Origin of the sequence: Chryseobacterium sp. Y16C, from assembly GCF_022488405.1 — a bacterium.
In the GTDB taxonomy this organism is placed as follows: domain Bacteria; phylum Bacteroidota; class Bacteroidia; order Flavobacteriales; family Weeksellaceae; genus Chryseobacterium; species Chryseobacterium geocarposphaerae.
This window is the reverse complement of sequence record NZ_CP092711.1, coordinates 4,252,699-4,276,410: the sequence shown is the minus strand read 5'-3', so window position 1 is coordinate 4,276,410 and position 23,712 is coordinate 4,252,699. Positions and strand designations below refer to the sequence as shown.

27 protein-coding genes are annotated in these 23,712 nt (G+C 33.0%); 5 read left to right on the top strand and 22 right to left on the bottom strand.

The window, feature by feature from the left end; translation table 11 throughout:
* Positions 1-2 precede the first annotated feature (2 nt).
* From MKS83_RS19435 to MKS83_RS19390, 11 genes are all read right to left on the bottom strand, one after another.
* Positions 3-656 carry a hypothetical protein gene (locus tag MKS83_RS19435; RefSeq protein WP_240580939.1) on the bottom strand — a complete coding sequence of 218 codons (654 nt, stop codon included), beginning with the start codon at positions 654-656 and terminating at the stop codon, positions 3-5.
* Complete coding sequence (locus MKS83_RS19430; protein WP_240580938.1) at positions 643-3,714, bottom strand: TraG family conjugative transposon ATPase; 3,072 nt, start codon at positions 3,712-3,714, stop codon at positions 643-645. Before MKS83_RS19430 ends, MKS83_RS19435 begins: the two co-directional genes overlap by 14 nt.
* Positions 3,686-4,000: a DUF4133 domain-containing protein gene (locus MKS83_RS19425; protein ID WP_240580937.1), complete on the bottom strand. Its 315-nt coding sequence runs from the start codon at positions 3,998-4,000 to the stop codon at positions 3,686-3,688. The genes MKS83_RS19430 and MKS83_RS19425 overlap by 29 nt, the downstream gene beginning before the upstream one ends.
* A gap of 1 nt (position 4,001) precedes the next feature.
* Positions 4,002-4,322 carry a DUF4134 domain-containing protein gene (locus tag MKS83_RS19420; protein WP_240580936.1) on the bottom strand — a complete coding sequence of 107 codons (321 nt, stop codon included), beginning with the start codon at positions 4,320-4,322 and terminating at the stop codon, positions 4,002-4,004.
* 119 nt (positions 4,323-4,441) lie between these two features.
* On the bottom strand, positions 4,442-4,990 hold the full coding sequence (locus tag MKS83_RS19415; protein ID WP_240580935.1) for a hypothetical protein: 549 nt from the start codon (positions 4,988-4,990) through the stop codon (positions 4,442-4,444).
* Between the two features lie 27 nt (positions 4,991-5,017).
* On the bottom strand, positions 5,018-5,668 hold the full coding sequence (locus MKS83_RS19410) for a ParA family protein (protein ID WP_240580934.1): 651 nt from the start codon (positions 5,666-5,668) through the stop codon (positions 5,018-5,020).
* A 42-nt stretch (positions 5,669-5,710) separates the two neighbouring features.
* On the bottom strand, positions 5,711-7,168 hold the full coding sequence (locus MKS83_RS19405) for a relaxase/mobilization nuclease domain-containing protein (protein WP_240580933.1): 1,458 nt from the start codon (positions 7,166-7,168) through the stop codon (positions 5,711-5,713).
* Positions 7,165-7,527 (bottom strand): hypothetical protein, encoded by a 363-nt coding sequence (locus MKS83_RS19400; protein WP_240580932.1) that lies wholly within the window; start codon positions 7,525-7,527, stop codon positions 7,165-7,167. The genes MKS83_RS19405 and MKS83_RS19400 overlap by 4 nt, the downstream gene beginning before the upstream one ends.
* Positions 7,528-7,556: 29 nt before the next feature.
* Positions 7,557-7,814, bottom strand: a complete 258-nt coding sequence (locus MKS83_RS22360) for a bacteriophage spanin2 family protein (protein WP_410679622.1) — start codon at positions 7,812-7,814, stop codon at positions 7,557-7,559.
* 82 nt (positions 7,815-7,896) lie between these two features.
* Positions 7,897-8,988, bottom strand: coding sequence for a hypothetical protein (locus tag MKS83_RS19395; protein WP_240580931.1), 1,092 nt, complete (start codon positions 8,986-8,988; stop codon positions 7,897-7,899).
* A gap of 84 nt (positions 8,989-9,072) precedes the next feature.
* On the bottom strand, positions 9,073-9,864 hold the full coding sequence (locus tag MKS83_RS19390; RefSeq protein ID WP_240580930.1) for a hypothetical protein: 792 nt from the start codon (positions 9,862-9,864) through the stop codon (positions 9,073-9,075).
* A gap of 690 nt (positions 9,865-10,554) precedes the next feature.
* Here MKS83_RS19390 and MKS83_RS19385 point away from each other — a divergent pair.
* Together MKS83_RS19385 and MKS83_RS19380 are read left to right on the top strand one after the other, a co-directional pair.
* Positions 10,555-10,950 (top strand): hypothetical protein, encoded by a 396-nt coding sequence (locus tag MKS83_RS19385; protein ID WP_002981150.1) that lies wholly within the window; start codon positions 10,555-10,557, stop codon positions 10,948-10,950.
* The gene (locus tag MKS83_RS19380) at positions 10,940-14,353 is read left to right on the top strand and encodes a hypothetical protein (protein ID WP_002981151.1); all 3,414 of its coding nucleotides are present in this window, start codon (positions 10,940-10,942) and stop codon (positions 14,351-14,353) included. The genes MKS83_RS19385 and MKS83_RS19380 overlap by 11 nt, the downstream gene beginning before the upstream one ends.
* 194 nt (positions 14,354-14,547) lie before the next feature.
* On the opposite strand, the gene MKS83_RS19375 is transcribed toward MKS83_RS19380, so the two are convergent.
* Positions 14,548-14,970, bottom strand: a complete 423-nt coding sequence (locus MKS83_RS19375; protein WP_240580929.1) for a hypothetical protein — start codon at positions 14,968-14,970, stop codon at positions 14,548-14,550.
* 16 nt (positions 14,971-14,986) lie between these two features.
* On the bottom strand, positions 14,987-15,388 hold the full coding sequence (locus MKS83_RS19370) for a DUF6876 family protein (RefSeq protein ID WP_002981153.1): 402 nt from the start codon (positions 15,386-15,388) through the stop codon (positions 14,987-14,989).
* A gap of 412 nt (positions 15,389-15,800) precedes the next feature.
* Between MKS83_RS19370 and MKS83_RS19365 the strand changes: the two genes are divergently transcribed.
* Complete coding sequence (locus tag MKS83_RS19365) at positions 15,801-16,340, top strand: hypothetical protein (protein ID WP_002981155.1); 540 nt, start codon at positions 15,801-15,803, stop codon at positions 16,338-16,340.
* A 204-nt stretch (positions 16,341-16,544) separates the two neighbouring features.
* Here the strand turns inward: MKS83_RS19365 and MKS83_RS19360 are convergent, their stop codons facing one another.
* The 8 genes from MKS83_RS19360 to MKS83_RS19325 all read right to left on the bottom strand — a co-directional run bounded on the left by MKS83_RS19360 (position 16,545) and on the right by MKS83_RS19325 (position 21,197).
* A complete protein-coding gene (locus MKS83_RS19360; protein ID WP_002981156.1) occupies positions 16,545-17,348 on the bottom strand; it encodes a PRTRC system ThiF family protein in 804 nt (267 codons plus the stop codon).
* Complete coding sequence (locus MKS83_RS19355; protein WP_027374946.1) at positions 17,345-18,067, bottom strand: PRTRC system protein B; 723 nt, start codon at positions 18,065-18,067, stop codon at positions 17,345-17,347. Before MKS83_RS19355 ends, MKS83_RS19360 begins: the two co-directional genes overlap by 4 nt.
* A complete protein-coding gene (locus MKS83_RS19350) occupies positions 18,064-19,230 on the bottom strand; it encodes a hypothetical protein (protein ID WP_002981158.1) in 1,167 nt (388 codons plus the stop codon). Before MKS83_RS19350 ends, MKS83_RS19355 begins: the two co-directional genes overlap by 4 nt.
* 77 nt (positions 19,231-19,307) lie before the next feature.
* Positions 19,308-19,526 (bottom strand): PRTRC system protein C, encoded by a 219-nt coding sequence (locus MKS83_RS19345; RefSeq protein ID WP_002981159.1) that lies wholly within the window; start codon positions 19,524-19,526, stop codon positions 19,308-19,310.
* Positions 19,527-19,543: 17 nt separating this feature from the next.
* A complete protein-coding gene (locus MKS83_RS19340) occupies positions 19,544-20,095 on the bottom strand; it encodes a PRTRC system protein E (RefSeq protein ID WP_002981160.1) in 552 nt (183 codons plus the stop codon).
* Positions 20,096-20,128: 33 nt separating this feature from the next.
* Complete coding sequence (locus MKS83_RS19335; RefSeq protein ID WP_002981161.1) at positions 20,129-20,560, bottom strand: hypothetical protein; 432 nt, start codon at positions 20,558-20,560, stop codon at positions 20,129-20,131.
* A gap of 16 nt (positions 20,561-20,576) precedes the next feature.
* A complete protein-coding gene (locus tag MKS83_RS19330; RefSeq protein WP_002981162.1) occupies positions 20,577-20,786 on the bottom strand; it encodes a hypothetical protein in 210 nt (69 codons plus the stop codon).
* A gap of 12 nt (positions 20,787-20,798) precedes the next feature.
* Positions 20,799-21,197 (bottom strand): single-stranded DNA-binding protein, encoded by a 399-nt coding sequence (locus MKS83_RS19325; protein ID WP_002981163.1) that lies wholly within the window; start codon positions 21,195-21,197, stop codon positions 20,799-20,801.
* A 664-nt stretch (positions 21,198-21,861) separates the two neighbouring features.
* On the opposite strand from MKS83_RS19325, the gene MKS83_RS19320 reads away from it, so the two are divergent.
* Positions 21,862-22,038 carry a histone H1 gene (locus MKS83_RS19320; RefSeq protein ID WP_002981164.1) on the top strand — a complete coding sequence of 59 codons (177 nt, stop codon included), beginning with the start codon at positions 21,862-21,864 and terminating at the stop codon, positions 22,036-22,038.
* 67 nt (positions 22,039-22,105) lie between these two features.
* The gene (locus MKS83_RS19315) at positions 22,106-22,657 is read left to right on the top strand and encodes an AAA family ATPase (protein ID WP_002981165.1); all 552 of its coding nucleotides are present in this window, start codon (positions 22,106-22,108) and stop codon (positions 22,655-22,657) included.
* A gap of 55 nt (positions 22,658-22,712) precedes the next feature.
* On the opposite strand, the gene MKS83_RS19310 is transcribed toward MKS83_RS19315, so the two are convergent.
* Positions 22,713-23,546 (bottom strand): toprim domain-containing protein, encoded by an 834-nt coding sequence (locus tag MKS83_RS19310; protein ID WP_002981166.1) that lies wholly within the window; start codon positions 23,544-23,546, stop codon positions 22,713-22,715.
* Between the last annotated feature and the right edge of the window lie 166 nt (positions 23,547-23,712).

Here is a 23,712-nt window from a genome sequence, read left to right as displayed (position 1 = left end):
TTTTAAAAATTCCTCTTATACTTGTTCATAATATTTTCTACAATACCTTTATCGGTATTGATGTACCCCGCAAAAGGATTGATGGAATTCCAAAACCCTAATCGATTGGCTTTTTCTAATCTTAATTTGATAGCCAAAAGCCATAGTTTCAGATTTTTCACATTTCCCGAAATGTTATGAAGGATTTTATAGCGGTCTCCTGCAGTCGCTAAATTCAGTTCTCCCGATGCAAGAATATCTGTGATATCCGTTACGATTTTCAGACTCTGCTCATACGTTTTTTGCGATGCCTTAGTTCCGAATATGGCATACTGAGGATGCTGTGAAGCTAATTGGACAACCTGAGCAGAATAATCGTAGCATTTGTTTAGCTCAGTGTAGATCTGCTGTACCTGAATTCCATTTTGCAGTGTTCCGGAAACTTCCTTCAAACCTTTTAATATTTTATTTTGAATATCATTGGCGGCTACCATCTGGGTTCCGACCCAAGTTTGAGCATCTTTTAATTTGGATGTTTCCTCGATGACTTCGTTCTGTTTCGCTTTTAGATTTTCTGAATACAAAATCATTGCTGCGGTGACCGTAGGATCGATATAAGTGTTCTGAGCAGATAAAAAACTTCCTAATCCTAAAAAGAGCATACTAAACTTTTTCATACTGATATTTTTTAATGATTAATTCTAAAAAACTGATCTGATGGTCTTCAAGTTCCTGTGAAATGACCTTGAAAACATTTTTCCCTTTGTTCTCATTTTTCATCCTGCGGTAATAGGAAACAATCTTTTGGTCTAAAGGATTCTGATACAGATTGACCAGCGAAACAAGATTTTCAAGGCTGTCTCCAAAAACTTTTAAATCTGAGACAATCTTTATAAGCGCCTCATCATAGCTTCCGTACTTCTGCACATAATACTCTACTGCCGATTTCTCGGGTTTCTCTGTTGTATAGGTCAAGTACTGTTCTATTGAAACTTCGTTACCATAGACTTCACCTTTAGAACCTCGCTTCAGATAAAATTCCTTGAACCTGCTTCGTCCAAACTTGTTGTTAAGGTTATTGATCGTGAAAATCTTATTTTGTTCGACTTTATTCAATGAAAGTAATGCTGCTATCCTATCGAAATTGTCTTTGAATTTGGTCTGGTCAAGAAGAATAAACGTATCGGAATTATTAATGATAGAGTCTTTCACAACAACATTTCCAATGATGTCGTCCAGCTCCTGTGTTACCACCACTGCTTCTCCCCAAAATTTTCTAACTGTTTTATAGAGATACAAAATGTAGCCTCCCATCAGTTTACTGGCAATTGCCTTCCAAGCCTCTTCAATAATCAGAGCTTTTCTGCGGTCTTTTCGAAGTCTCATTTTCTGAATGAAGGTGTCCATAATGATAAGTGTCACAATGGGAAAAAGTTTGGGATTATCCTTTACATTGTCAATCTCAAACACGATAAACGATTCATCAAACAAAGTGTTATCAGCAGATTCATTAAGTGTTGTTCCATATCGTCCACCTTTATAAAAATCACGCAGAACAAATAGAAAAGTTCTCAGATTAAACTCTCTTTCTGTGATACTGTGTTTCTTATTATTCAGATAAAGAGGTAGGAATTTGTCGCAATAATCATAAAAACCATTAAAGGAAAGTTCTTTTGCATCCAACTTCTCTTCCAGTTCTTTGATTTTTATGATTATGGCTTTCCTAAATGATTCATTCCAGTTTTCATCCGTTTTAGGTTGCTTTACAATCTCATTGGATTTTATGAGAATCAATTGGGTTTCATTATAAATTCTCCTTTTCTCTTCATCACCCAGCGTTTCATAAGCTTCGTAGACTGTATAAAATTTTTCATTGTCATAATCAGGATTATTAATGTTTTTATCAGGATGATAGAATTTTAATAGTCTTCTTCCAGCATCTTTGATCTCTTCCGAACTTGCATTGAAAGCAATTCCTAAAACATCGTAGTAAGTTCGTCCCTCATTGACTTCATTCTCATATTGAGCATAAATATCTTCTTCGTGAATGTTGTATTTAATCAAATAAAGAATTAATTCTTCTGAAGTTTTATTCTCATACCATTCAGTTCCAGAGTTGAAATATTGATGGTAATAGGACATCAGCACATTATCCAATATTGATTTCTGGGCAGATGACATTAACGCATCAGGACCTTGCCAGATAAGGAAGATCAGATTAGTTAAAAATTCTATTTTCTCAATATTGAATTCTTTCTTATCCATAAGGAAAGGATTCATCGTGATCGGCTTTTCTTCAGTGTACAGAATGTATCTCCCACCTTTGTATTTGCAGGTTCCGGAATAAGAATCTCCGGTATCGACGATAACAACATCATAGTTGTAGGTGAGATACTGCTCAATAATATTGTTCATTAAGAAACTCTTGCCTGAACCACTTGGTCCTAGAACAAACTTGTTTCGATTATTAATTCTGCCAATTTTCATAGGCAGGTCAGCAGGGTCGACTTTTAATGGAACACCTTGTCTGTCCGTAAACCTCAGATAGAAATTGGATTCTTCATTCACGGGGTAACTCTCTTTAAAAAAAAAACACAAGGCCGCTTCGCTTGTCGTCATAAATAGATCGTATTCTCTAAGTTCCGTGGCATTGCCTGGAATGGCTGATCGGAAAAGTTCCAGTTGATTGTAGGCATTCTTGGAAACGATGATACCTTTTGTAAAAAGCTTATTTTCGACCATTGATTGAATAGCTTCCATTTTTTCCAGAGTGTCGGTTGAAAATAATAAGGAAAAATGCGCATTGACGACCAATTGACCATCAGTAGCGATGTTATGCAGAAGAGTTTGTATTTCTTCCGCTATAATGGCATTAGACGGAGAATTATTGGCTGCGCCTTCGTGCTTTTTCTTTTTCTTGTCCAGTTCTCTCTGTTGTTGTGCCTGAAGAGGAATTGTAATCACCTGATTGTAAATGATGGTTTCGTAATCCTCCAAATCATTAATGAATGTAAAATTATCGACAGCCGTTTCCGATGCTGCGCCATTTCCTCCCAATATTGAATAAGGCTCTATTTCAGAAGGCAGATCAATATTTTCAACATCTACATAAGAAATATTCTTAACGAACTTATTTCCTATCTGTAGATATTCATTGGTTGATTTGATGTTATCGAAAGCGGGAACATCTGAAAACTGCATCGACAATACGCCGGAGATGTAATGTTCAAAATCCTTTTCAAACAAAAACTGCGGTTCACAGTTATTTTGTTTTAAAAGCATGAATACCTTTTGGCATTTATCACGAAGCTCTTTATAACTCTTGTCAGAGAAATGGTAGTGCTTCATTTTCTTTTTCAGCTTATCATCCACAATATCTGTGAAAAGCAATACAGTCTCAATAGTTTTGAAAAGCCTTCCTTCAAAATGTTCTGAGTATTTCTGCTGTAGAAATTGGTTTGACTCTTCAGCACTGTATTTTTTCTTGGAAAAGAAATCGAGTTTCTGGACGATTCTGCCCTCTCCTATAATGGATACAACTTGATTTAAAACAGTATGGAAATTCAGATAATTGTCAGGATCTGCCGAATATTGTTCAACAGGATTTTTTATTTTGATTCCGATAATAGGATTTCCGTACTGCCCAAATAAAACATCAAAGTCCCACCCGAAATCTTTTCCAATATCAAAACCGATAAAAGGAATATCAAATGCTTGTTTTTTTATTTTGGACATAACCTAAAAGTGTTTTATTGTTTATTTTTTTGGGAAAAATCAAAACCTGATCGAAGTTTTTGGTCTTAGCGTACAAACCGTATTTATCCTGTCTTTTGAAGATGAAATAGACGCCTCCTGCTGTAACTGCCAGTCCTAAAAGAGAACCCAGCAATCCGAATTTGGATAATATGAGGGCTGCGATGACACCGACTCCAATGACTCCTACTGCGTAAAAGATGTATTTGCCTTTCAGCCCGAAGAATACAAGGGGTTTTTTAAGCCCCTTGTAGAGATAGAATCCCATATTAGGCAAAGAATGCTGTTACGAATTCCGGAACTACCAATAAGAAGATCATAGCACCTCCATAGCCCAAGATTTCTTTGTTGACATCCTGATCGCCATTCGTCCATTTGTTGTACACTCGGAGACCGCCGATGAAACCAACCAAACCTCCTACTGCTTTTAGGATAAGCTTGATCGGATCCCAATAGTCTTTGATGTCATTGGCTGCATTAGAGATTGCCGTTGCTCCACCTTGTGCAAATGCAGGGGTTACAGCAAAGAGAATTACACAAGCAGTCAATAACTTTTTAAACAGCTTGTAATGTTTCGATTTGTAGGTCATAATGATTAAGGATTTATGTTTAGAATTGTGTTTATTTTCCTTAGAATTAGGCATAAGGGGTGTGCTATCCGCCTTTTATGGGCGGATCGTTTTGGTAGTAAAAAATATTGATTAACCTCTTAGATCATTGATTGATAGACCCTGTATCCGTTGCGTTCCGAAAGAACCTGAACGCTTGTTTCAGCGAGGTTTAGAAAGTTTTTAAATTGTTTATGTAAGGCGTCAAGGTTTGGGGATGGAATCTCTTTTTTTTCTTGCTCTTGACCAATGTCTTCCTGTTGGGTATCAGGTGATACAGTTTCCTTTTGTTCTTTTTCATTTGGCTTTTCTTGTATTTCGGGAACGTTATAAAAATCATCAATATCCTGTTCAGACTCGAACTTCTTTCGAATGTAATCAAGGTCACGGCTTTCATCTTGCTTCTCCACCTGATTAGCCGGGAATAGCTCTTTCTTGTTAAAAGAATTAGGAGTATTGATGCTTTCTACATCATCGATCTCTATTTTCCGGACTTCATTTTTGTTATCCTCAGAAAATTCCGCTAGAGAATACTCTTCTGTCTCATCTGTTTTTTTTGAACTGTCTTTTTTCAAAAAAAGATCATACAATACATTGCCTGCATAATAAAGCAGATAAATGGCTATGATAGAAGTAATTATTTTAATCATATTCTGTAATGAGTTTATAGTTATCCTTTATAATGTAATTTCAAGGCATTTATTAATGTGGTCAATTAATTCGGTGAATGATTTCTCTACAGCATATTTCTGCTGATTAGTTAATTTTCTGGTATCAAGAATTTGTAGACAATTTCTTTTGAATACAGGATTCTTCAATAGCAGTCCATACCTGCTAATTTCGGCATCCATTCCCTCCTGATTTTGGTATAAATAGCCTTTATCATATCGAGAGCGAATGAATACCCTTTCTGCCTGACTTTCCAAGAGTCCCAAAAAATTAATGAAGACCAAAGTTGATTTTGCTGAAACATTGGAATATTCAAAGGGAATGACAATAAAATCACTGTAAATAAGCAGGTCGCTATACTTTACATCCAAGGTTCCTGCAAGGTCGAATATGTTGATCTCTTCACTTTCTTTCAATGCTATCAAACTATCAAAATCCGAGAAGGGCTGCTTATTCTCTTCATCAATGATTTCAACATCATATAGTTTAGGAGTATCAAGTAACTCATCTTCTTTCCATTTATGATAAAATGACTTCTGAAAATCGAAATCGAAGACCTTGATCGTTCTTTTAGAATGGGCAGAAACATAATTGGCAAAAGCAATCGCCAGAGTTGTTTTACCCGTTCCTCCTTTCTGTGTGGCAAATGTGATTATCATAATTTTACATTGATTACAGATTTTTAAAATTAAGACTTCATTTTATCGTCCTTTCTTTTTCCTTCTCCTCTTCAATTCATTTTCTGCCGGATCTTTAGAATTGCCTGAACTTTTCATCAGTTCAAAAAACATCTCATTGACAGCTTTTTTCAATTCATTCCCTTCTCTATTTTCCTTAGTAGTTTCTAATTGAGGATTTAGGAATTCCTGATATTGCTTTTCCCCAATCATCGGTTTCAATTCGCCGATGTAATGAAGTCTCGAATGAATGACGTAATATTTTCCATCTTCTGATTTTACAATACTGACATCTTCTTTATTGTGGGTTCTCAGGTATTCTTTTAAATCATTTCTGATAGCTGTGAATGTCTCCTTATTTTTCAGCTTTTTATTCCCAAAAAGCATAAAGTCTTTTATTTCATTTTTTAGATTTTTATGTTTCAGAAACCTTTGCAGTACTGCTTTAGTTTCATCATTTGGAATATTATAATCTTTCAGACTTTCAAACAGTTTCTTATCCAATTTCTCGGAAGTGAACTCAAACAACTCATTCATTTTCATTACTTCACTTCCTTTATAAACTGCGCCTGTTTTATGGTCAATCACAGTATAGCCAAAAGGTTGAAACTCGTCTTTAAAGTGAAAAACCAGGTCAATCCCAAAAACATCTCTCAGCTTCTTCTGAAGCTCACTTTCAAACTCAATTTTCGGTGTCCAATCAGCTTTTCGCTTTTCTTCGGGAAGCATCGCTTCTAGCTTTCTAAAATCCTCAGCTTTGAAAACCTTATTGGAATAAATATCTTTATACTTGGAAAAAATGGCTTTCAGTTGCTTTGTTCTTCTTTCATTCTTTTTGTTATCATAAACAAGCTGGACTCCTGATAATGTTCGCTGGATTACTCCGTTTTTTAAAATGGTCAAAGATTTTGCATCATTTGTGTTTTTGCCTAACTTAAAACCGCTTCTGTTAAGTAAAGTTTCAAACTGACTGAGAGAACTTATTTTATAGTCCAACAGCATGTTCAATACTTCCTCCGATTTGATTCCGTAGAGTTTTTCCAAAGTAATAGCCAAAGCTTTTTGAGCTTTCAGTTTTTCATAGCTGTCATTGATCTTTTTTCCTGTCTGCTTATCCACCCGGGTCGTAACGATATGAATATGATTATTCTCTGTATCATTGTGGAAAACCGTAACAAATGGTTGTTTCCCGTATCCCATCTCATCCATAAAGTCTTCGGCAATCTTGGCAAGTTCTTCTTTGGAATGTTCATTGAACTTTGTTGAGATCGTTGCGTGAAACTGTGGCTTCAGAACTTTCTTGTTTCCTGCTGAAATAGCTTTTAAATAATCTCTTACTTGTTGTTTATCACTATTTTCATTTATAAAAGAAGGAAAGTTTTTCATCATCATTAGTTCTCCCTTTCCCTTGTCTATTTTTTTATCATTGTAATTGACTCCCGGAAAATCGGAACCCGCCGGATCCATTATCTTGACGATCATTTTGATAGCAAAGAATAAATGTTTTCAAATATTTTGTTTTGCTCTTTTTTAAGAATTATTATCTCTGAAAGCCTTTCATTAAAAACTTTTAAATTCTCAGAACTGATGAGTTTTTGTGTATTTACGATCTTTGCAACCTGATTGATATTGGTCTCGATCTTGACAAAAACATTGTCCTGTTTCTCTATGAATTCTAGAACTTTTCTTCTTTCGTCATCCAAAATCCTGTTTTCGACAGAATTGATGATTAAACTCGTAAGAGAGATTTTCCTTGCCTCGCATATTTTTTGCCATTCTTGTTTTTTCTGATCAGTGATTCTAAAAATGATGGTATTATTTTCACGATGTTCCGTATTCATTTGAAAAAGAAAAATACATTTTAAACTTCTTAAATTGGAATGAAAATAAGCGCTACTATTGCAAGCACACCTAGAATAACAGAGTTTGACACCTCCCATTTTTTCATTTGTCTAATTGTCGATCTATCAATGATAATCTGTTTGTTTTTACCTGATGTACCATAAATGAAATCTTTATCAAAATCCGTGATTTTTAGATTAAATACTTTTGCATTAAAATCTTGAACTTCATAGGTTCTACCGACTTCTATTGAACTTTCAATTAGTGGTTTGCCAGGATTAGCTATAATGGTTTAGCAGGAGGTCATTGAGATGCATAACAACAGAATTAAAAATATTTGGTAAATTCTCATTACTCTATTTTGTTTTTTAAAGTGCCTCCCAGTTTGCCACACCATTGACACTCTTAAGAACATAAGTTCCTACAGGTGGTGGTTGAGGAATTACTTCAGTTGCAAAACCAAATGATCCATCAGATTTAGCTACTACCCTTTTCGTATATGAAGAATCATTATCTGCATAGGGCATTTGTGAAGGAGTGACACTCAATTTTCCATTGATGTTGAGCCATCGTTCAGAAAAATCCCCCGAAATCAACGCGAATTTGTAATCCGTATAATTATTCGTAATACTATCCCAAAAGCTGGTTGAACTTGTTGTCACGGGGGTTGAATGTATAGCTAATTTATTATTGATACTTCTGTTACCTGCGGCAGGACTTCCTGCTCCTACACCAATGAATATATTATTGGAACCTGTTCGGTTTCCTGTACCAGATAAATATCCTATCGATATATTATCATTCCCGGAAGTGATATATGACATTGCTCCGGCTCCGATTCCTATATTTCTGTTTCCTGAAATTGTTCCGTTTACAATGCCATTCAGTGCTGAAACACCTGCTCCATAATTTAATTTGCCTGTAATCTCCCCCTGAGACATTGCGTAAAAACTTGCAGAGTTGCCTTTTCCTGAAGTGATCTTAGAATCTGTTGCAACGATGGAATTATACTCGCCTGTAATTTGACTTCGGGAATTTCCAAGTATATAATTTTCCTTACTATCAAAATCAAGATGAAGGTTACTTTTGACAACAAGTTCCACTGTTGAAGAGTTTCCTCTAAGGGCAACATCTTTTAAAGGATCTTCCTGAACAAAAGGCATCCATACTGTGCCATCGAAATAATACAAACCTGATTTGGTAATATGGAGAACCTGACCGCTTAAGTTAGTTGATGGTGCTGTCACAAATACGATTGTTCCCTTTTTCGATGTAGAATAAGTTTTCGCAGCCAACTGTTCTCCGGTGATACGGGGTGGAATAATTCCGTCGTAATGAGTTGTATCGTTGGGCTTTCCTACAACTTCTAAAGTCGCTTCCGGTGTTTGAGTATTGATTCCGACCTGAGCCTTTATTGTTATTCCAATTAAGGATAGGAAAAGATAAATTAGAGCTTTCATTGTTGTATTGTTTTTATTAAAGTTTATTTGTTTTTATAATCTTTTTCATTCAACATTTTCTTAAGGATTAAAATTTTGAAAATTCTAATTTAAATATGGTTTTCTCCAATTAGAATAGACTTGTACTTCTCCGTAAGTATAATAATATGAAGACATTACATTTAAGGAGCTTTGTGGAATTTGAATACTAAAATTTTCAAGTAACGCTGGAAAATATTGTGTTGAATTTTCTTGATGTAGTAAAACTATTTGATAGGGCAGAAATCCTAAATCACTACATATATCTCCTATATTGATAAAAGCATTTTCTGTTATTGGTGCTGAGACATAAGATCTGAATACTTGAAAGCGAATATTAACAATGCCATTTACTTTCTTGAAAGAAATATTACCACTTAGTCCTCCCCAATTTTTAGTACCAACTTTGTAAGACTTTGAAGAAGTTAAATAACCGTTTGTATTACCCCACTGATTTGTGGGTCTTGACCAAGTTGATGTTGCGGCTAAACTTGTTGTGCTATTTGAGTCAAACGTCAATAAAATATGATACTCAATCGGATCAACTTGTGAAAGCGATTGCCAGAAATTACCATCAAAGCAGTATAGACCTGCTTCAACAACGTATTTAACCTGTCCGACTACATCAGTTGGAGGAGTTGTAACAAAAACAATTGTTCCTTTTTTTAACGAAGTATATATTTTAGCGGCTAATTGATCCCCTGTTATACGGGGAGGAATTACGCCATCAAAATGATTAGCATCCGTAGGTTTTCCTACAATATCTAAAGTAGCTTCTGGTAGTTTCGTATTAATACCGACTTGTCCTCGAATCGTTATAACGGTAAATAGCAGAAAAAAATAAAAGGGTAATCTCATTTTGTTTTTTGGTTAACATTTCTTTTGCAAAGTTGGAACTTCAAAACCTTGAAAACAATAGTGTTAATGGTCGCTGGGCTAAATAAGATGAGTCTGGATGAGTCTGGAATCTCTGGCGATTAAAAAAGAATAATCTGGATTAGTTTGGAATCTTAAACCTGATTTAACGCAAAATAAAAAAAACAAGTCCCGCAGTTTTTTTACCCTTTTTGAAGAAAAGGCAAGATCGTCTTTGGATATAAAACTTGTAAAAGTTTGTATATACAAAGACACATCTTGCTATCAGAACGCACGAGTTTTTTAGAGAAACAAAAAAACAATATAAATATTTGATTATAAATATTTTAAAAGACATTATTATGCAATCAAAAAAAATAATAAAATGAAGATATCTTATTACACACTTTTTTGTTCAGGTTTGGAGTGAAACTGTAAACTTTCTACTGAGGTCTTAACAAAACCTGTAAATTACTTTTACAGGATTGCGGTTCATATTTATGATTTTATTGCAGGTAAAATGCTAGGTTATAAGATTTTTTTGGCTGCAAATATTTTATGCAGGTTAAGGTAACAATGCCATATTAGAAGTTTTTAGTTGTGTACTAGTTAAACTCCGCTACAATACTCACTGTCAATTTGACACATTCCAAATTGGTACATTGCTTGTGATAATCTACTAATATTTAAACTATGCCATTAATTACTACAGCAGCCATTGCTGCATTGTACCCATTTTTAATTGAATTAGCTAAGAAAAGTGCTGAGAAAGTTGTTGATACATCAAGTGAAAAACTAACCGAAGGAAGCATTGATTGGTTAAAGTCTTTATTTTTCAAAAATAATGAACCAAAAAATGCACTTAAAGAATTAATTGATGCTCCTGAAGACAAAGAAAGACAAAATGTCATTAAAGCAATAATTGAGAATTCTATTGAAGATAATCCTGAAAATGACAAATTTCTAAAGGAAATTCTTAACAAAGTTCCAAAAACAGAAACTTCTATATACAAAAGTAAAAACGTAAATACTGGTGACGTAAATACCCAAGGTGGTAATTTTAGGATAGGCGACGATTATGGAGTATAAAAATGTAAACACTGGAAATATTGATGCTGAAAGCGTTGAGATTGGAGATAAAATTTATAATAATATTACTCAATTTATAGATGGATTAGGTCTTTTACTTACAGAGTATAAGCAACAGCTTGATGAAATCAACCACCTGATTCTGGCTTTCAAACCCAAAACAGCTCTTGTTTTACTTCAAGCTCTTGAAAAAAGAATAAATGACAGCCAGACTACAGTAGATAATAAAACAAAAAGCAAGTTATTATTCTTAAAAGCTCTTTGTAAAAGAGAATTGTCTGAGTTTACAAGTCAAGAATCTGCAAAAGATTTCATTCACGCTTATAATCTCAATAAAGAGGATGAAGTTTTAAAAACCAAAGCCTGCATAGAATATCTTCATATTCCAGATTCTCAAAAAGCTGTAATATTAGCAGACGAATTATTAAGTATTGATGAGTATAATCTTACAGCTTGGATAGTAAAGACAATAACGTCCAGTAATATCAAACAATTTTTAAAAACTGTTCCTAATGTAATAATCAACGATTACGGTTTTCGTCACAGTATAATTTATCACATTATAAGAGTCGAGAAACTTAATTATCTAGAAGATTTGAGACAATATAATCTTAAGCTAACTTTTGATTTCGAGAAGTACAAAGAAATTAATTTTCAGAACAAGGACTCATTTTTAGTTGCTATAGATCTTTTTGTAAATAGAACTTTCAATGACCATCCTATTCGATACATCAACGGAAAACATTTTTCTATTGAACGTTTTCCAGAATTGAATAGTGGTTTGAGCCTCATCGAGAAATATGTAGTTGGTCTAGAAAACTCAGAAATCGCAGATTCCACCAAAAATCAAAAATTTTATCTCCATTTTTTAAAATACTTAATATCCAATAGCCCTGAAGATATACAGATATTAGAAAGTTTATACAATGAAATAGAAAAACCTAAATGGTTTTTCACTAATGCAATATGCCAGATTTATAATCACCAAGAGCATTACCAAAAGGCATTGGATTCTTTAAATCTATATGAAAAATCAGGAGAAGAACTACATTCTGAATTTTACCTTTTCAAATCAATCGTTCTTTATCTTCTTGAAAAGAATGATGATATTGATGAATTGTATAAAAATTATTTGGAATCGACAGATATTCTTGATGAACGACATTTGTTCAACATTATCAGTGCATTTTTCAATGTTCAAAGGCAAATCGGAAATAAGCACAAATATGTTGAATATCTAGATTTAGCCCTGCAAAAAAACTTTTATCCAAACGAGATTAAGACTTTATTAAAAACAATTGTAGATTTAAGATATATTGAGAAATATGATGAAAAAGAAGTTTATAAATCCCTGAATAGCATAAAAGATAGTGTGGAGTTAAATATTAACTGTAAAAATCTTATTGCTGAGGATTTAGATTTTATAGGGAAAACCAACGAAGCAATACAATATCTGGATTCATATTTAGACAAATCAAAAGTTTCTGGCACCCTACGACTTTACATATTATTACTTGATAAACAACTCTCTGATAAAAATGATTCAGAACAGTTTCGTTACAAAGAATTACTAACTCTTTTAGAGTTTTGGAGGTTAAACAGCAGTTTTGTAGATGAACACCTTTGTAAAATCGAGTATAATCTTTATCTAACAATTAATGACTTTCCAAAGCTAAAAACAATCAGTGAATTTCTATATATTAAATTTCCAAGTAACGAACGATATTTGTATTCTTATTTAGTTTCGCTTGAGAGATCTAGTGATTTTGATAAAATCAAAGATATTTCTGACAGTATGTCTGAGATCTTTAATGATGAAGAGGTAGGAGTTTTTATTTCTGGAATCTTGGGAAGAAATGACATTAATCCAAAAAAGGGATTCGATATACTTTACAACCTGGCAAAAAATCCTAGTAATACAATGGCCAGAAAAAACTATATGGTGGGATCTACTCTATATGATTCATTTTTTGAAAGATATGACGAGATTTGTTTTGGATACTATGTGGTGTATACAATTGGTGATCAAAAATTTCGCGAACAGATTTCTCCAGGTAATGAATTTCATAAGAATTTAATTGGGAAAAAAATTGGAGATCAAGTGTCTATACCTTCCCCAATGACCAATAGAATTAATTCTGTAGTGATTATTGAGATATTCAATGATGCTGTAAACTTATTCCGAGAAATCAATGAAGAGGCACATAATCCGCTAAACAATCTGGGATTTGAATCTTTTCAGACACCTACAAATCCTAAGGATTTTGAGAAAATGCTTATTGAGCAATTTGGCATTAGTGGTTCCCAAGAAAATGAACGAATTAGAGAATCACTAAACAATTATTACAGCTGGAAAATTGGATATACGGAAGTTGTAAGAGCTGTATTCAAAGATAATTTTATAGATGCCTATCTACATCTAACAACTGACTCTGGTAGTAAGTTCACTACACTTCCCAATAGATTAGTCAGGTCAATCACAGATAGTCCTGACATTCTATTCGCATTGGATTTTAGTTCTTTGATGCTTTTTTATTTCTTGGAAAAAGAACTTGATTTCAAATTCATTCATAAGTTTAAAATATCTTATTACATAAAGGAACATATTGAAAATAAAATTTTAGAATTAAAAGGTTCTCACAAAACGTTTATGTATGTTCAGATAACTATGGATGGTGTCAGACCAAGCCCAGTTCCTGAAGATTACAATGAAAAAAGAACTACCTTTTTTCAATCGATTTTAGATTGGGTAAATGAAAATTGTGAAATCGATTATGTTGAAGAAAAGCTAAATGTTCTTCCTAAATTAAAACAAAATGAATCTGATTTCACAGGTAATTTTTCAAATTTAATGGTAGACAATATGTATTTTTCATCTAATGATAAGTACAGATTGATAAGCAGTGACAGTTCTTTAATAAGAATAAAATCTGAACAAAACCTATATTATAATTATATAAATCCAGAAAAATATTTGCTCAGTTATTATCCCGAAAAATGTAACAGTGAGTTTTACAGATTTCTTCTGAAGTCAAAATATTTGGGAATAGGAATAGGACTTGACACCTTAAAAAACGAATTCTATGACTTTATAGCAGGTAGAGAGAACTATTACCCTTTAGTATTAGAGAATCTACAGTTTACAATACACGGTGATGAATCAGTCATTAATACTTGTATTAAATTTCTAAAGCATCTATATTTAATCAATTCATTATCTATGAATGATAAAAACAGATATGCTTCTGAGATATTTAGAAATACATTCTACGGTATTCCATCAAATTTAATTCTTAAATATAAGTCCCAGCTCGCAACCGAGTTTAAGTTGTTAGGAACCAGTTATGATGAAATATTAAAAGAATTTGATTTAGCGGTCAAATTATATTACAATAAATCTTAGAAATTCTTTCAAAAAGATTGCAACCTTTTTTCGAAAGCATCTAAAGTCTTTGCACGGAAATGTTTTTGAAATGGGGTTGCTTCAGACGTCTCAAAAATGCGTTTCCGACCACAGGGAGCAATTGCATTTTTGACAACTTTTTACAAAAAAAAGAGCCAATTGGAATTTATCCCAATTGGCTTTATTATAACTAATTACATTTTAGTCTGCAATAATTGTTGAAGATTTTTAGATTTTCTGAAATTAATCAACTTTTTAAACTCCGGAGTTTTTGAAAATTTTTGAAGTGCCGCAATAGTATCTATGTCTTTGTCGGAAATACTTGAGATTTTAATGCAGACAGTTCCTATATCTCCAAAACAATTTCCTAAACCAAAAAGAAGAGAATAGTAAGTTTCTTTGGAAATAGGACGTTTAAAATGTGGTAAATTAGTTATACCTTCCTCATCTTCATTCATAAATCGTAAGTCCTCATTAAACATCTCTTGCGAAAAGAATAGACCATAATCTATCCCATTGTAAGTTTCATACTTTAGATTATATTGTTCTTTGAGAAGTTCATTTACCTCTATCGCTTTTTCTGGTTTTTTCAAATATATTATCGAGTAAGTTCCCATTTTAAATATTTTTAATTTAAAAAAATACGATTGCCTGTACATCGTGAGGTTCTTTTTGATTAATGTTCACTGGTAGGAGTAAAACATTATCTTCTTTCCAGATTGTAAACTCATTAAAGAAGAAATCAGAAAACTCAATATCTTGTGTAGCCAGAACATTATCATTTCCGTCAGTCGCAGAAAGGTTGAATCTATTCGCTTCAATTCTTTCGATTTTCCAGACTTGGAATTCTTCTTTTTGAAATTTTTCTGAATATTGGTAGGATGCAATGCAGTCAAGAAACCAAAAGCAAGATTCTTCCCGAGCTATAGTTATGACACCATCTGTTAATAACAATTTTCCTATGTAGGAGTAATAAGATTCTGTTCCCATAAAACTGTCATAAAAATCATTGGCTGAAATGTTTGGATTTTTCATAATTGAAATTTTAAAAATGTTTGTATTTTGTTTTATTTTTCGGAAAAGTCACAGATTGCTGTGTTTTAATTTTTTCTGATTATGGAGTTGTTTTTCATTGCTTTTTGACGATAGAAATCCAGTTTCAGCCAAAACCGGAATGGAAAAATGAAATGAAGGCTTCGAAATCTTTTTGCCCGAAGGATTTTAGGAGTGTCTGGAAAAATTATTGAAGCGATGTGGAAAGAATTTTTTAGAAACCCAAAAAGATTTTTTGAGCAGAAAAGGATTTATACTTTTGCAAACTGAAAACAACCTATGTAGTCAGAAAAAAAGCATAAGAATTAGAACCCTTTTTCGATTGTAAAACAAGAAATAAAAATCAATAATTGTATATTTGAATATCCAACAAACACATTATTAAAGAGGGTTTATGAAAAAACTAATTATATTATCACTACTTTTAATCGGAATATCAGGATTTAGCCAAACGAACTGTGAAGCTCTAAAAAAAGAAAACGAAGCTTTGCAATCAACCAATAAAGTTTTGACTTCTGAAAACGATTATCTAAAAAAAGTGCTTGAAATCAATAAGCCAATTCTTGAAACAGAAACAGAAAATTCTTCTTATAGAATCACAAAAGTTACAGGTAATAAAGCTGGGAAAAACATTGAAATAAGTTTCCTTATTATGTCCAAGGATGAGAATAAAAAAATGACAATCGAAGATATTAGTATTGTGGATATCGAAGGTAATGAACACAAAATTGACTTGTATAAATCCAGCAAACCATTTCCTGAATTGGCCAAAAATGTTCCTTTCAGACTAAATTTTTCATTTAAAGATATACAAGGTGAGCCATTGTTTATCAAAATATTTAAATTCAAAACGACCTCACAGCCTGAAAGAAATACATTTGAGAAAACGAAATCAAACTTAGAATTTAAAGATTTAAAAGTTGTTTGGAACTAAGATGACTGAACAAGATTTTTTGAATCTACTTGATTTTAATAATTCAAAAAAATAAAATACTCCGCATCCTTTTTTCAAAAATATCTAAAGCCAAAACAAGGCAATTTTTTTGAAATAGGGTTGCTCCTTATTTTGCAAAAATGCGTTTCCGACCTCAGGAAGGAATTGCATTTTTGCCGCCCGACTTTCATCGGACAGCAAAATCTACAATTTAATCGCTTGAGAATGGAAGTTCTTTAGATTAAGAAAAAAACCTCTGTTCTCAGTTAATCCATCACAGAACAAATTCCACAAAAGCGAACATCCCATTTGAGCCAAAGTTGAATTGATAAACAAATCTTGTCTTGCTAAAGCTTCTGCCAGACTGCAACTTGGCGTATCGTCCTCAGTCTCGGATTGTTTTAGAAGTTCTCCGAATTCCTCAGTAATAAATGGAAGATTACTTCTTGTTTCATATTTATCGGATTTTGGTTGTGCTAAGCTTCCAACAGTAGATAACAAGACTTGCCCCGTATGTTTACCATTCCCAAAATCAATCCAATATTTAGGTTGATTGCTGAAACTTTTATAATCATCTCTCTCTTTTAAAATTTCTGCAACACCAAACCTTGCCTGTACATTATCTACGCAGGTCATTGTAATCGTTGCTTTAGCATCTTCTGAAAATCTGCCGAAGCTATCTTTTTCAAACTTTTGTGTTTCGGCTTTCCAATTGGTTCCTGCCCATCGATTGATGCGGTTGATTAACGCAACGGATTTATACAATCCTCTTTCACATTCTGCAAACCGTTGTCTGCCTATATTGGCATTTGTGACAATATCATCATCCCAAAGACGAACCTGTAATCCTGCGTGTCCTAATTCAATAAGACTGTGGTTCATTTCCATTAAAGCTGTTAAAACTTTAGAACCTGTCCCTCCTCCTCCAATTAGGTTTAATGAAATTGGGTTGGTCGGACTAAGCAAAGAATTGTCTGCAAAATGAACCATTATTTTTGTTGCAATCATCGTAATAAATTTTTGAGGGTTTTATTGTTTTTCTTTAACATTTTGACAGGAAAAGCTTCATTTGATTCAAGCAATTTTTTCCAAAGGTTGACTAAGTTCCCATCAATAGGATTATGATTACCTACCAAATGGCTGAAATAAGAATTGAAAAAGTAGTTCTCCCATTGTTCTATAAATTCTTCGACCGAAGCTGAGTTTTTAATTTTTATATCTACAGTTCCCATACAAACATCACCGTCATTATAGACGTTGAAAAATGGAGCATAATGCAATGGTGTTTTTTCTGTTGGTCTTTTATCGTTTGATAATGCAAAAACAGAAAGAGTTTCTTTATCCGCAATCCATAGCATTGCAGGAACTTTTGCTTTTCCGCTGGGTATTTCCAGATTTTTCACAAAATACATTTGTCGTTCTTGTGCTTTGGTGTACCAAATCACTGAACCTTTTTGGCTTGGGTTAATATGCAAAATGTTATTGGCTAAGATTCCTTTAGATTTTAAAAAGGCTTTCTCGATTTCTTCATCAATGACTAATGATTTTGCTAACGCTTTTGCTTCATTAACAGTTAACGGATGTGCATTGACTGGATTTCCATTTCTGTCCATATCAAAATGTTCAACGTACATTTCATTTTTATCTAAAGATTCGTAAAAAACCAATGCAGATTTTGGTTCGTACAGTATTCCGAAATATTTGTTGGTGTCAATTACATTATTCATTCTAATTTTTTACAGGTTAATACTTGATGTAATTTTTCCATTAAAGCGAATAAACGATATTCAAAATCAAAATCCGCTTTTGGAATTTCTGTTCCATTAATAGGTAAGTAAATAGTTGGCTCTTCAATGCTTCCGTATTCATTGAACTCCGCATTAATGCTATCTTCAATATTATTGTACAAACAGCCTTTGGTGTTAGCTACAAATGAAATGTACATATCCATTGATATAGCTTTATTGGAATAATCGTCATCGTGCGGGTTTTCTTCAGATGATGGTTTATTTCTGAAAATTGTTGTATTTGGATATTCTGAATAAAGAGCAAAAGCTTCGGAAGCAACTTTGTGGCAAATGATGTCAAATTCATTTTGGATTTTAAAACACTTCAAACGCTGTTCAAAAAAATCCAAATTTTTAATATTAAAAATTTTTCGTTCTATTTTGTCTCCTATATTCTTTGACATTTCAAACTCTCTGCAATAATGATGTGAATCCTCTCCTGCTTCATCCTCCTCCATCCATCCTTCGTGCATTTCGTATATCCAATACAGATAACTAGCTTGTTGTCTATAATATGGAACGTTGGCAATATGATAAAGGTAACTAAAAACCGAAAGTAAAAGTTGAGCATTCTTTTTACACATTTTGTCGTGAAGCATTTTAAAAAGTGGTACAACGGGAATAAAATAAAGTGATGTATTAGTGCAGAACTGTTCTTCTTTTGCAAAATGAAACTTTTTGTTAGTTCGTATGAGTTTGAATTGATTCCAATCCGCATTAGCCTGTTTCATTTTCGTTTTTATATCCCACATTGCCAAAGCCAAATTATATGGAAAACCAAAGTCTTTTGTTTGCATTGGCTCTACTCCATACTGTTTGGAAAATTTAGAAAGGGACTTATAAAAGTCCCTTTCTGTGTTAAGTATTTTCTTGCTACCTTGAAAATGTGAAACTTCTTCTTGTTTTGGTAGAAACTTACATTTCAGAAAACCATTGGAAGCATTGCTATTGGTACAGACTTCTGTTTGTCTTTCCGAATTTCGTTCAAGGTCTTTGGTTTTTGAAGCCAATGAGCGAACCTGCCCAATTGTTGATGTAACTCTTCTTGTTGTCTTTCTTCCGGTAACTTGATTTTTCCCGATATGATTTTTTGTTGCATTCATTTTTATTTTGTTGTTGGTTGCTGAAAAATGAGGACTGGATTTAAAGTTATTTGCTCTTAACAAGTCGCAATATTTATCTATCCCTTAGTCCCCATTACACTTTCAAATTTGTACTGTATAGTATCATCTTTAATCTGCGGTGCTGAAACTTTTGCAGTGGTTAATATTGGGTAAGTATTAGCGTAAAAATTCATCACAGCTTCTACACTCCATTTAGGTTCGGGGTCTGTAAGTTTTATTTCGTGTCCATTGTGTTTCAAAACAAAAACTCGTTCTAATAGTGTTGCAAGTAACATTTTTAAGATTTTTAAGGTTAGGTAGTTTCAGTTGGTACATTGTTGTCATTGCTTTCAGTAAAAAGATTGGGGGCAAGAAATTTGGAGTACTCGTCTTGTTTACCGCGGATAACTTCGGCGAAGTCGGGATAATCTGATGCTTTTGGAAGTGCTGTCCAAGCATCTTTATATTTTCCCTCTTTTTCAAGTTCTTCGGCTTTTTGCAATGCTTCTTTATACTTTTTTTCTTTGGTATCTTTTTCCTTTTTTTCCTTGTCCGTCTTTTCCTTTTCCATTGCCGATTTCTTTTTAACTTCTTCAAGTTGCTTCATAAAAGCTTCCATATCCACCATCAATCCAGAAGCGGTTTGCAATGGTGTCGTTATTTGTTCAAAAAAACCGTTATCGAGTTCCTCTGCTGTACCACGAAGATTGAGAGGTGGAATCAATTTCCTTGCTTCGTCTCCACACTGCTCATTACTGAGCAGTATGGAAAGAACAAAGCAATTTTCAGTCGTTGGACGAAGTGTGATTTGCAAATCTCCTGTTAAGTCCATTTTTGCTATATGTCTGAAAAAATTGGTCTGCATAATTCTTATGATGTGAAATTTTGAATCTATAAATTATTTTGTGAATTCCTCCAATGAAAATTCTTCTGTAAAAAATTCTTCGCTTGTGTGTTTTCCGAATGCGTTGTAGATGGCATTTCCGCTCTTAAAAACTTGCATTTGACGGTTGTGCAAATCGTGTTCGGGTTGTAAAAGTTGTTTCAAATCATCTTTTTCCAATTCGACGAAAAATTGATTTTTTTCTGAAAGCCATTCTTCAATTTGAGGGTAGTTTTCTTTAGAGAATTTGAAAAACTCAACTTTGACATCTTCATAGTTGAGCCATTTCAAATCAGAATCATTTTTCACAATTTTCACAACTTCCAATCTTTTCTTTTGGATTTTTTTCCATTCTTCGGTGATATGTATAATTGCAAAATCACAGTCGTCCCATTCGCTCTTTGCTTTTATTAAAAAATATTCGGTTGGTTTGATTGATTTTTTCATTTTCTAATTTTTCTTGTTAATTGGTTTCGTAGATATAAGTTCCACTTACTTTAAGAGGTTCTGCCCCTTGTGTTAATCGGATTTCTGATTTAAAGATCTTGGAAATCTTTCTTGCATATCGTACTGCTGTAGTTCTGTCACATTCGGTGAGATAATAAACTTCTATGTCTTCCCATCCTCGTTTGTCTTTTTTCTGCTTTATCTGAAAATTAAATTGTGCTTCCATAAATTTCACTAATTAGAATGGTAGATCGTCGTCTGTATCTTCCGCAAATGTTTTTTTGTCTTGCGCTTTTTCTGTCACAAAGTTTTGTACATCTTCTCGTTTTCCTCCTCCGTGAAACTTTATATTTGAAGTATGGAAGTTTAATCCAGACCTTATCTCTCCATCCTTACCTATCCACGCATTTGAACTCGTTCTGCCTGATAGTTCAACCAAAGTTCCCTTAGTTAAAGATTTTGCGACATTAGGACTTTGCCAATATGCGCAATTATAATAAGTGGTCTGCTCCACCTTTTCTCCTTGTCTATTTTTGTAGCTGTCATTGATGGCTATTGAAAAATTCACAACTTGCTTGTCGTTTTTTAAGATGTTGATTTCTGCGTTTTTGGTAACTCTACCGATAATTGTGTTCATAATGTTTCGATTTATTTTGTTAATGATTTCGTTGATAATTATTTATTTTATTAATGATTAAAATCTTGAGTGATTTGATTTGGTATCGAGGACACTCGGCTCTCTTTTTTATATTTAAGTTTTGAAAAACAGTATATTTTGTTGTTTTTCTATTTGTTTTTTCGTTGATGTCAAAGAGCGTCTTGAGTTGAATTGATTAGTATAACTGAGGTTCCGGCTTTTTCTTTGCCTATGATTATAGGAAAGCATCAGGCACACAAAACCCGATTCACTTCCCGTAATGGATTACAGTGGTGAATCGGGCTTGAAATCTTTTTGTCCGAAGGATTTAGGAGTGTCTGGAAAAATTATTGGAATGAAGTGGAAAGAATTTTTGTAGAAACCCAAAAAGATTTTTTTGAGTGAATGATGCTATCCTACATTTGCAATAGTAAAAAGCACAAACCACAGTTATGAATTGGTTCAATGAAGTTTTTGTCAACGAAAAACAAAGGAAAATCCATTAGAAAAAAATCGTTTTTCACATTCTGACTTTTGTAAAATGAAATTCAAATAGTTTGATGATTTATCATTCTATAAAAAATTTGCAAATAGGCTTAAAAGTGCTTATAAAAAGGAATAAAAATTTATATTTGCGGTCTTATTAAATATATAAACATACATTATGAAAGAACTTATCGAAAAAATCAACGCAGAATTTGAGGCGTTCACTACAGAAGCAAACCAACAAGTTGAAAAAGGAAACAAAGCAGCTGGAACTAGAGCAAGAAAATCTGCTTTGGAACTAAGTAAATTATTTAAAGACTTTAGAAAAATCTCTGTTGAAGAATCTAAGAAATAATAATTGATAAAAAATAAATCCCAGCTTTTCAGTTGGGATTTGTTTTTGAATACCAAAATAAAAATCTATGCTCAAAAATAAATCCCAACATCTATTTGTTATTACCGGCGGACCTGGAGCTGGAAAGACAACTTTACTAAATGCACTTGAAATTAAGGGAAAACGTGTCATTCCTGAAGATGCCCGCCAAATTATTAAACAACAGATGCAGATTAATGGTGAAGGACTGCCGTGGAAGAATAAAATTTTATATGCGGAGTTGATGTTTGAGGCTTCTTTAAAAACTTATCAAAAAGTAACAAGCGAAGTTTTGGATAAAACAGTTTTCTTTGATAGAGGAATTTTGGGTGCAATCTGTTATATGGAAATGGAGAATATTCCTGTATCCGATGAGATAGTGGCTGTTGTACGCTCAAATCCATATAATCAAAAAGTATTTATCCTGCCACCTTGGTTAGACATCTACGAAACAGATAATGAAAGAAAACAAACTTGGAAAGAGGCAGTATATACTTTTGATTTAATGAAACAGACTTATACAAAATTTGGTTATAAAGTTATTGAAGTTCCTAAGGAAAATATCGACAAAAGATGCGAATTCATTTTCAGTAATATTTGAAATAATTTTATTTCTCCATCATTTTTTCTCGTAATATTTAAATAAAAAACACCCTCTAAATGTTGCAGTACCACTCGTTCAAATCATTATACGACTCATAAATCACGGAACAGTCTTCTACATTTTTGTATCGTTTTTCAATTTTAGACTTGACAGATTTTCCATTGGAGTCATTATCTAAAAACAGTGAGATTTTATTATACTTCTTCAATTCGTTTTCAACTTTAAAAAGCATTGATGTAGAATTGAGAATCAGATAATCTGAGCTTTGTTCTTTTTCCATATTTCTGTAAGTAAGGTAATCGAAAAAGCCTTCAAAGATTGCAATTTCATCAAAGTTATTATTTTGAGTTTTTATTAATGTAACATCTTTCTTACTCAAACAGATTTTAGAATATTTGTTTCGTATTTCGAAACCACCAGAGTCATTTAAAAAGCCTATTCCAAAATACTTTTTTCCATTCATTTTGTAATGAATCTCTCTGACCAAATCCTTTTGCTCATAAACTCTTCGTGATGTTAAATACTGAACTAATGCAAAGTGCCTAATTTCACTCGTTTTTAAGATTTCGTATTCCAATTCTTGATTAGAATCAACTTTCTGAATATCATTCTGGACAGAAAAGCCAAACCTTGCCAAGTATTTCAAAGCATCAGAAACAGAACATTGATTAATTTGCTGCACAATTGAAATCACATCATAGCTTTTGCCAGTCCCGAAATCAAATGCTCTATTTTTCACAAAATCAACAGATAAACTGGGTGTCCTCTCCTCTCTGTCAATTGCAAAGTAAAAAGCCGTTCTTCGGTTTTCTTTGGACGGAAATAAGTTGAACGATTCCAGAACAGTTCTGATTCCTATTTTTTGTTTAATTTCTTCGCAATTCATTTTTTTTCTTTTTAAAGCAAATTTTTCATCTTCATTTTCCTTTTAGATAAAAAAAAACTTTTATCTACTTTTAATATACTTTTAGTAAATCGCCATATCGTATTACCACAAAGGATTTCCATTATTTTTCGAATGAGTGCAATTCCGAATTTAAAATAAGTGCAAT

What these genes read in the sequence shown, in the direction of transcription:
- MKS83_RS19435 (WP_240580939.1), bottom strand. Translation starts at nt 656, where the DNA reads ATGAAAAAGTTTAGTATGCTCTTTTTAGGATTAGGAAGTTTTTTATCT.
- MKS83_RS19430 (WP_240580938.1), bottom strand. Translation starts at nt 3,714, where the DNA reads ATGTCCAAAATAAAAAAACAAGCATTTGATATTCCTTTTATCGGTTTT.
- MKS83_RS19425 (WP_240580937.1), bottom strand. Translation starts at nt 4,000, where the DNA reads ATGGGATTCTATCTCTACAAGGGGCTTAAAAAACCCCTTGTATTCTTC.
- MKS83_RS19420 (WP_240580936.1), bottom strand. Translation starts at nt 4,322, where the DNA reads ATGACCTACAAATCGAAACATTACAAGCTGTTTAAAAAGTTATTGACT.
- MKS83_RS19415 (WP_240580935.1), bottom strand. Translation starts at nt 4,990, where the DNA reads ATGATTAAAATAATTACTTCTATCATAGCCATTTATCTGCTTTATTAT.
- MKS83_RS19410 (WP_240580934.1), bottom strand. Translation starts at nt 5,668, where the DNA reads ATGATAATCACATTTGCCACACAGAAAGGAGGAACGGGTAAAACAACT.
- MKS83_RS19405 (WP_240580933.1), bottom strand. Translation starts at nt 7,168, where the DNA reads ATGATCGTCAAGATAATGGATCCGGCGGGTTCCGATTTTCCGGGAGTC.
- MKS83_RS19400 (WP_240580932.1), bottom strand. Translation starts at nt 7,527, where the DNA reads ATGAATACGGAACATCGTGAAAATAATACCATCATTTTTAGAATCACT.
- MKS83_RS19395 (WP_240580931.1), bottom strand. Translation starts at nt 8,988, where the DNA reads ATGAAAGCTCTAATTTATCTTTTCCTATCCTTAATTGGAATAACAATA.
- MKS83_RS19390 (WP_240580930.1), bottom strand. Translation starts at nt 9,864, where the DNA reads ATGAGATTACCCTTTTATTTTTTTCTGCTATTTACCGTTATAACGATT.
- MKS83_RS19385 (WP_002981150.1), top strand. Translation starts at nt 10,555, where the DNA reads ATGCCATTAATTACTACAGCAGCCATTGCTGCATTGTACCCATTTTTA.
- MKS83_RS19380 (WP_002981151.1), top strand. Translation starts at nt 10,940, where the DNA reads ATGGAGTATAAAAATGTAAACACTGGAAATATTGATGCTGAAAGCGTT.
- MKS83_RS19375 (WP_240580929.1), bottom strand. Translation starts at nt 14,970, where the DNA reads ATGGGAACTTACTCGATAATATATTTGAAAAAACCAGAAAAAGCGATA.
- MKS83_RS19370 (WP_002981153.1), bottom strand. Translation starts at nt 15,388, where the DNA reads ATGAAAAATCCAAACATTTCAGCCAATGATTTTTATGACAGTTTTATG.
- MKS83_RS19365 (WP_002981155.1), top strand. Translation starts at nt 15,801, where the DNA reads ATGAAAAAACTAATTATATTATCACTACTTTTAATCGGAATATCAGGA.
- MKS83_RS19360 (WP_002981156.1), bottom strand. Translation starts at nt 17,348, where the DNA reads ATGATTGCAACAAAAATAATGGTTCATTTTGCAGACAATTCTTTGCTT.
- MKS83_RS19355 (WP_027374946.1), bottom strand. Translation starts at nt 18,067, where the DNA reads ATGAATAATGTAATTGACACCAACAAATATTTCGGAATACTGTACGAA.
- MKS83_RS19350 (WP_002981158.1), bottom strand. Translation starts at nt 19,230, where the DNA reads ATGAATGCAACAAAAAATCATATCGGGAAAAATCAAGTTACCGGAAGA.
- MKS83_RS19345 (WP_002981159.1), bottom strand. Translation starts at nt 19,526, where the DNA reads ATGTTACTTGCAACACTATTAGAACGAGTTTTTGTTTTGAAACACAAT.
- MKS83_RS19340 (WP_002981160.1), bottom strand. Translation starts at nt 20,095, where the DNA reads ATGCAGACCAATTTTTTCAGACATATAGCAAAAATGGACTTAACAGGA.
- MKS83_RS19335 (WP_002981161.1), bottom strand. Translation starts at nt 20,560, where the DNA reads ATGAAAAAATCAATCAAACCAACCGAATATTTTTTAATAAAAGCAAAG.
- MKS83_RS19330 (WP_002981162.1), bottom strand. Translation starts at nt 20,786, where the DNA reads ATGGAAGCACAATTTAATTTTCAGATAAAGCAGAAAAAAGACAAACGA.
- MKS83_RS19325 (WP_002981163.1), bottom strand. Translation starts at nt 21,197, where the DNA reads ATGAACACAATTATCGGTAGAGTTACCAAAAACGCAGAAATCAACATC.
- MKS83_RS19320 (WP_002981164.1), top strand. Translation starts at nt 21,862, where the DNA reads ATGAAAGAACTTATCGAAAAAATCAACGCAGAATTTGAGGCGTTCACT.
- MKS83_RS19315 (WP_002981165.1), top strand. Translation starts at nt 22,106, where the DNA reads ATGCTCAAAAATAAATCCCAACATCTATTTGTTATTACCGGCGGACCT.
- MKS83_RS19310 (WP_002981166.1), bottom strand. Translation starts at nt 23,546, where the DNA reads ATGAATTGCGAAGAAATTAAACAAAAAATAGGAATCAGAACTGTTCTG.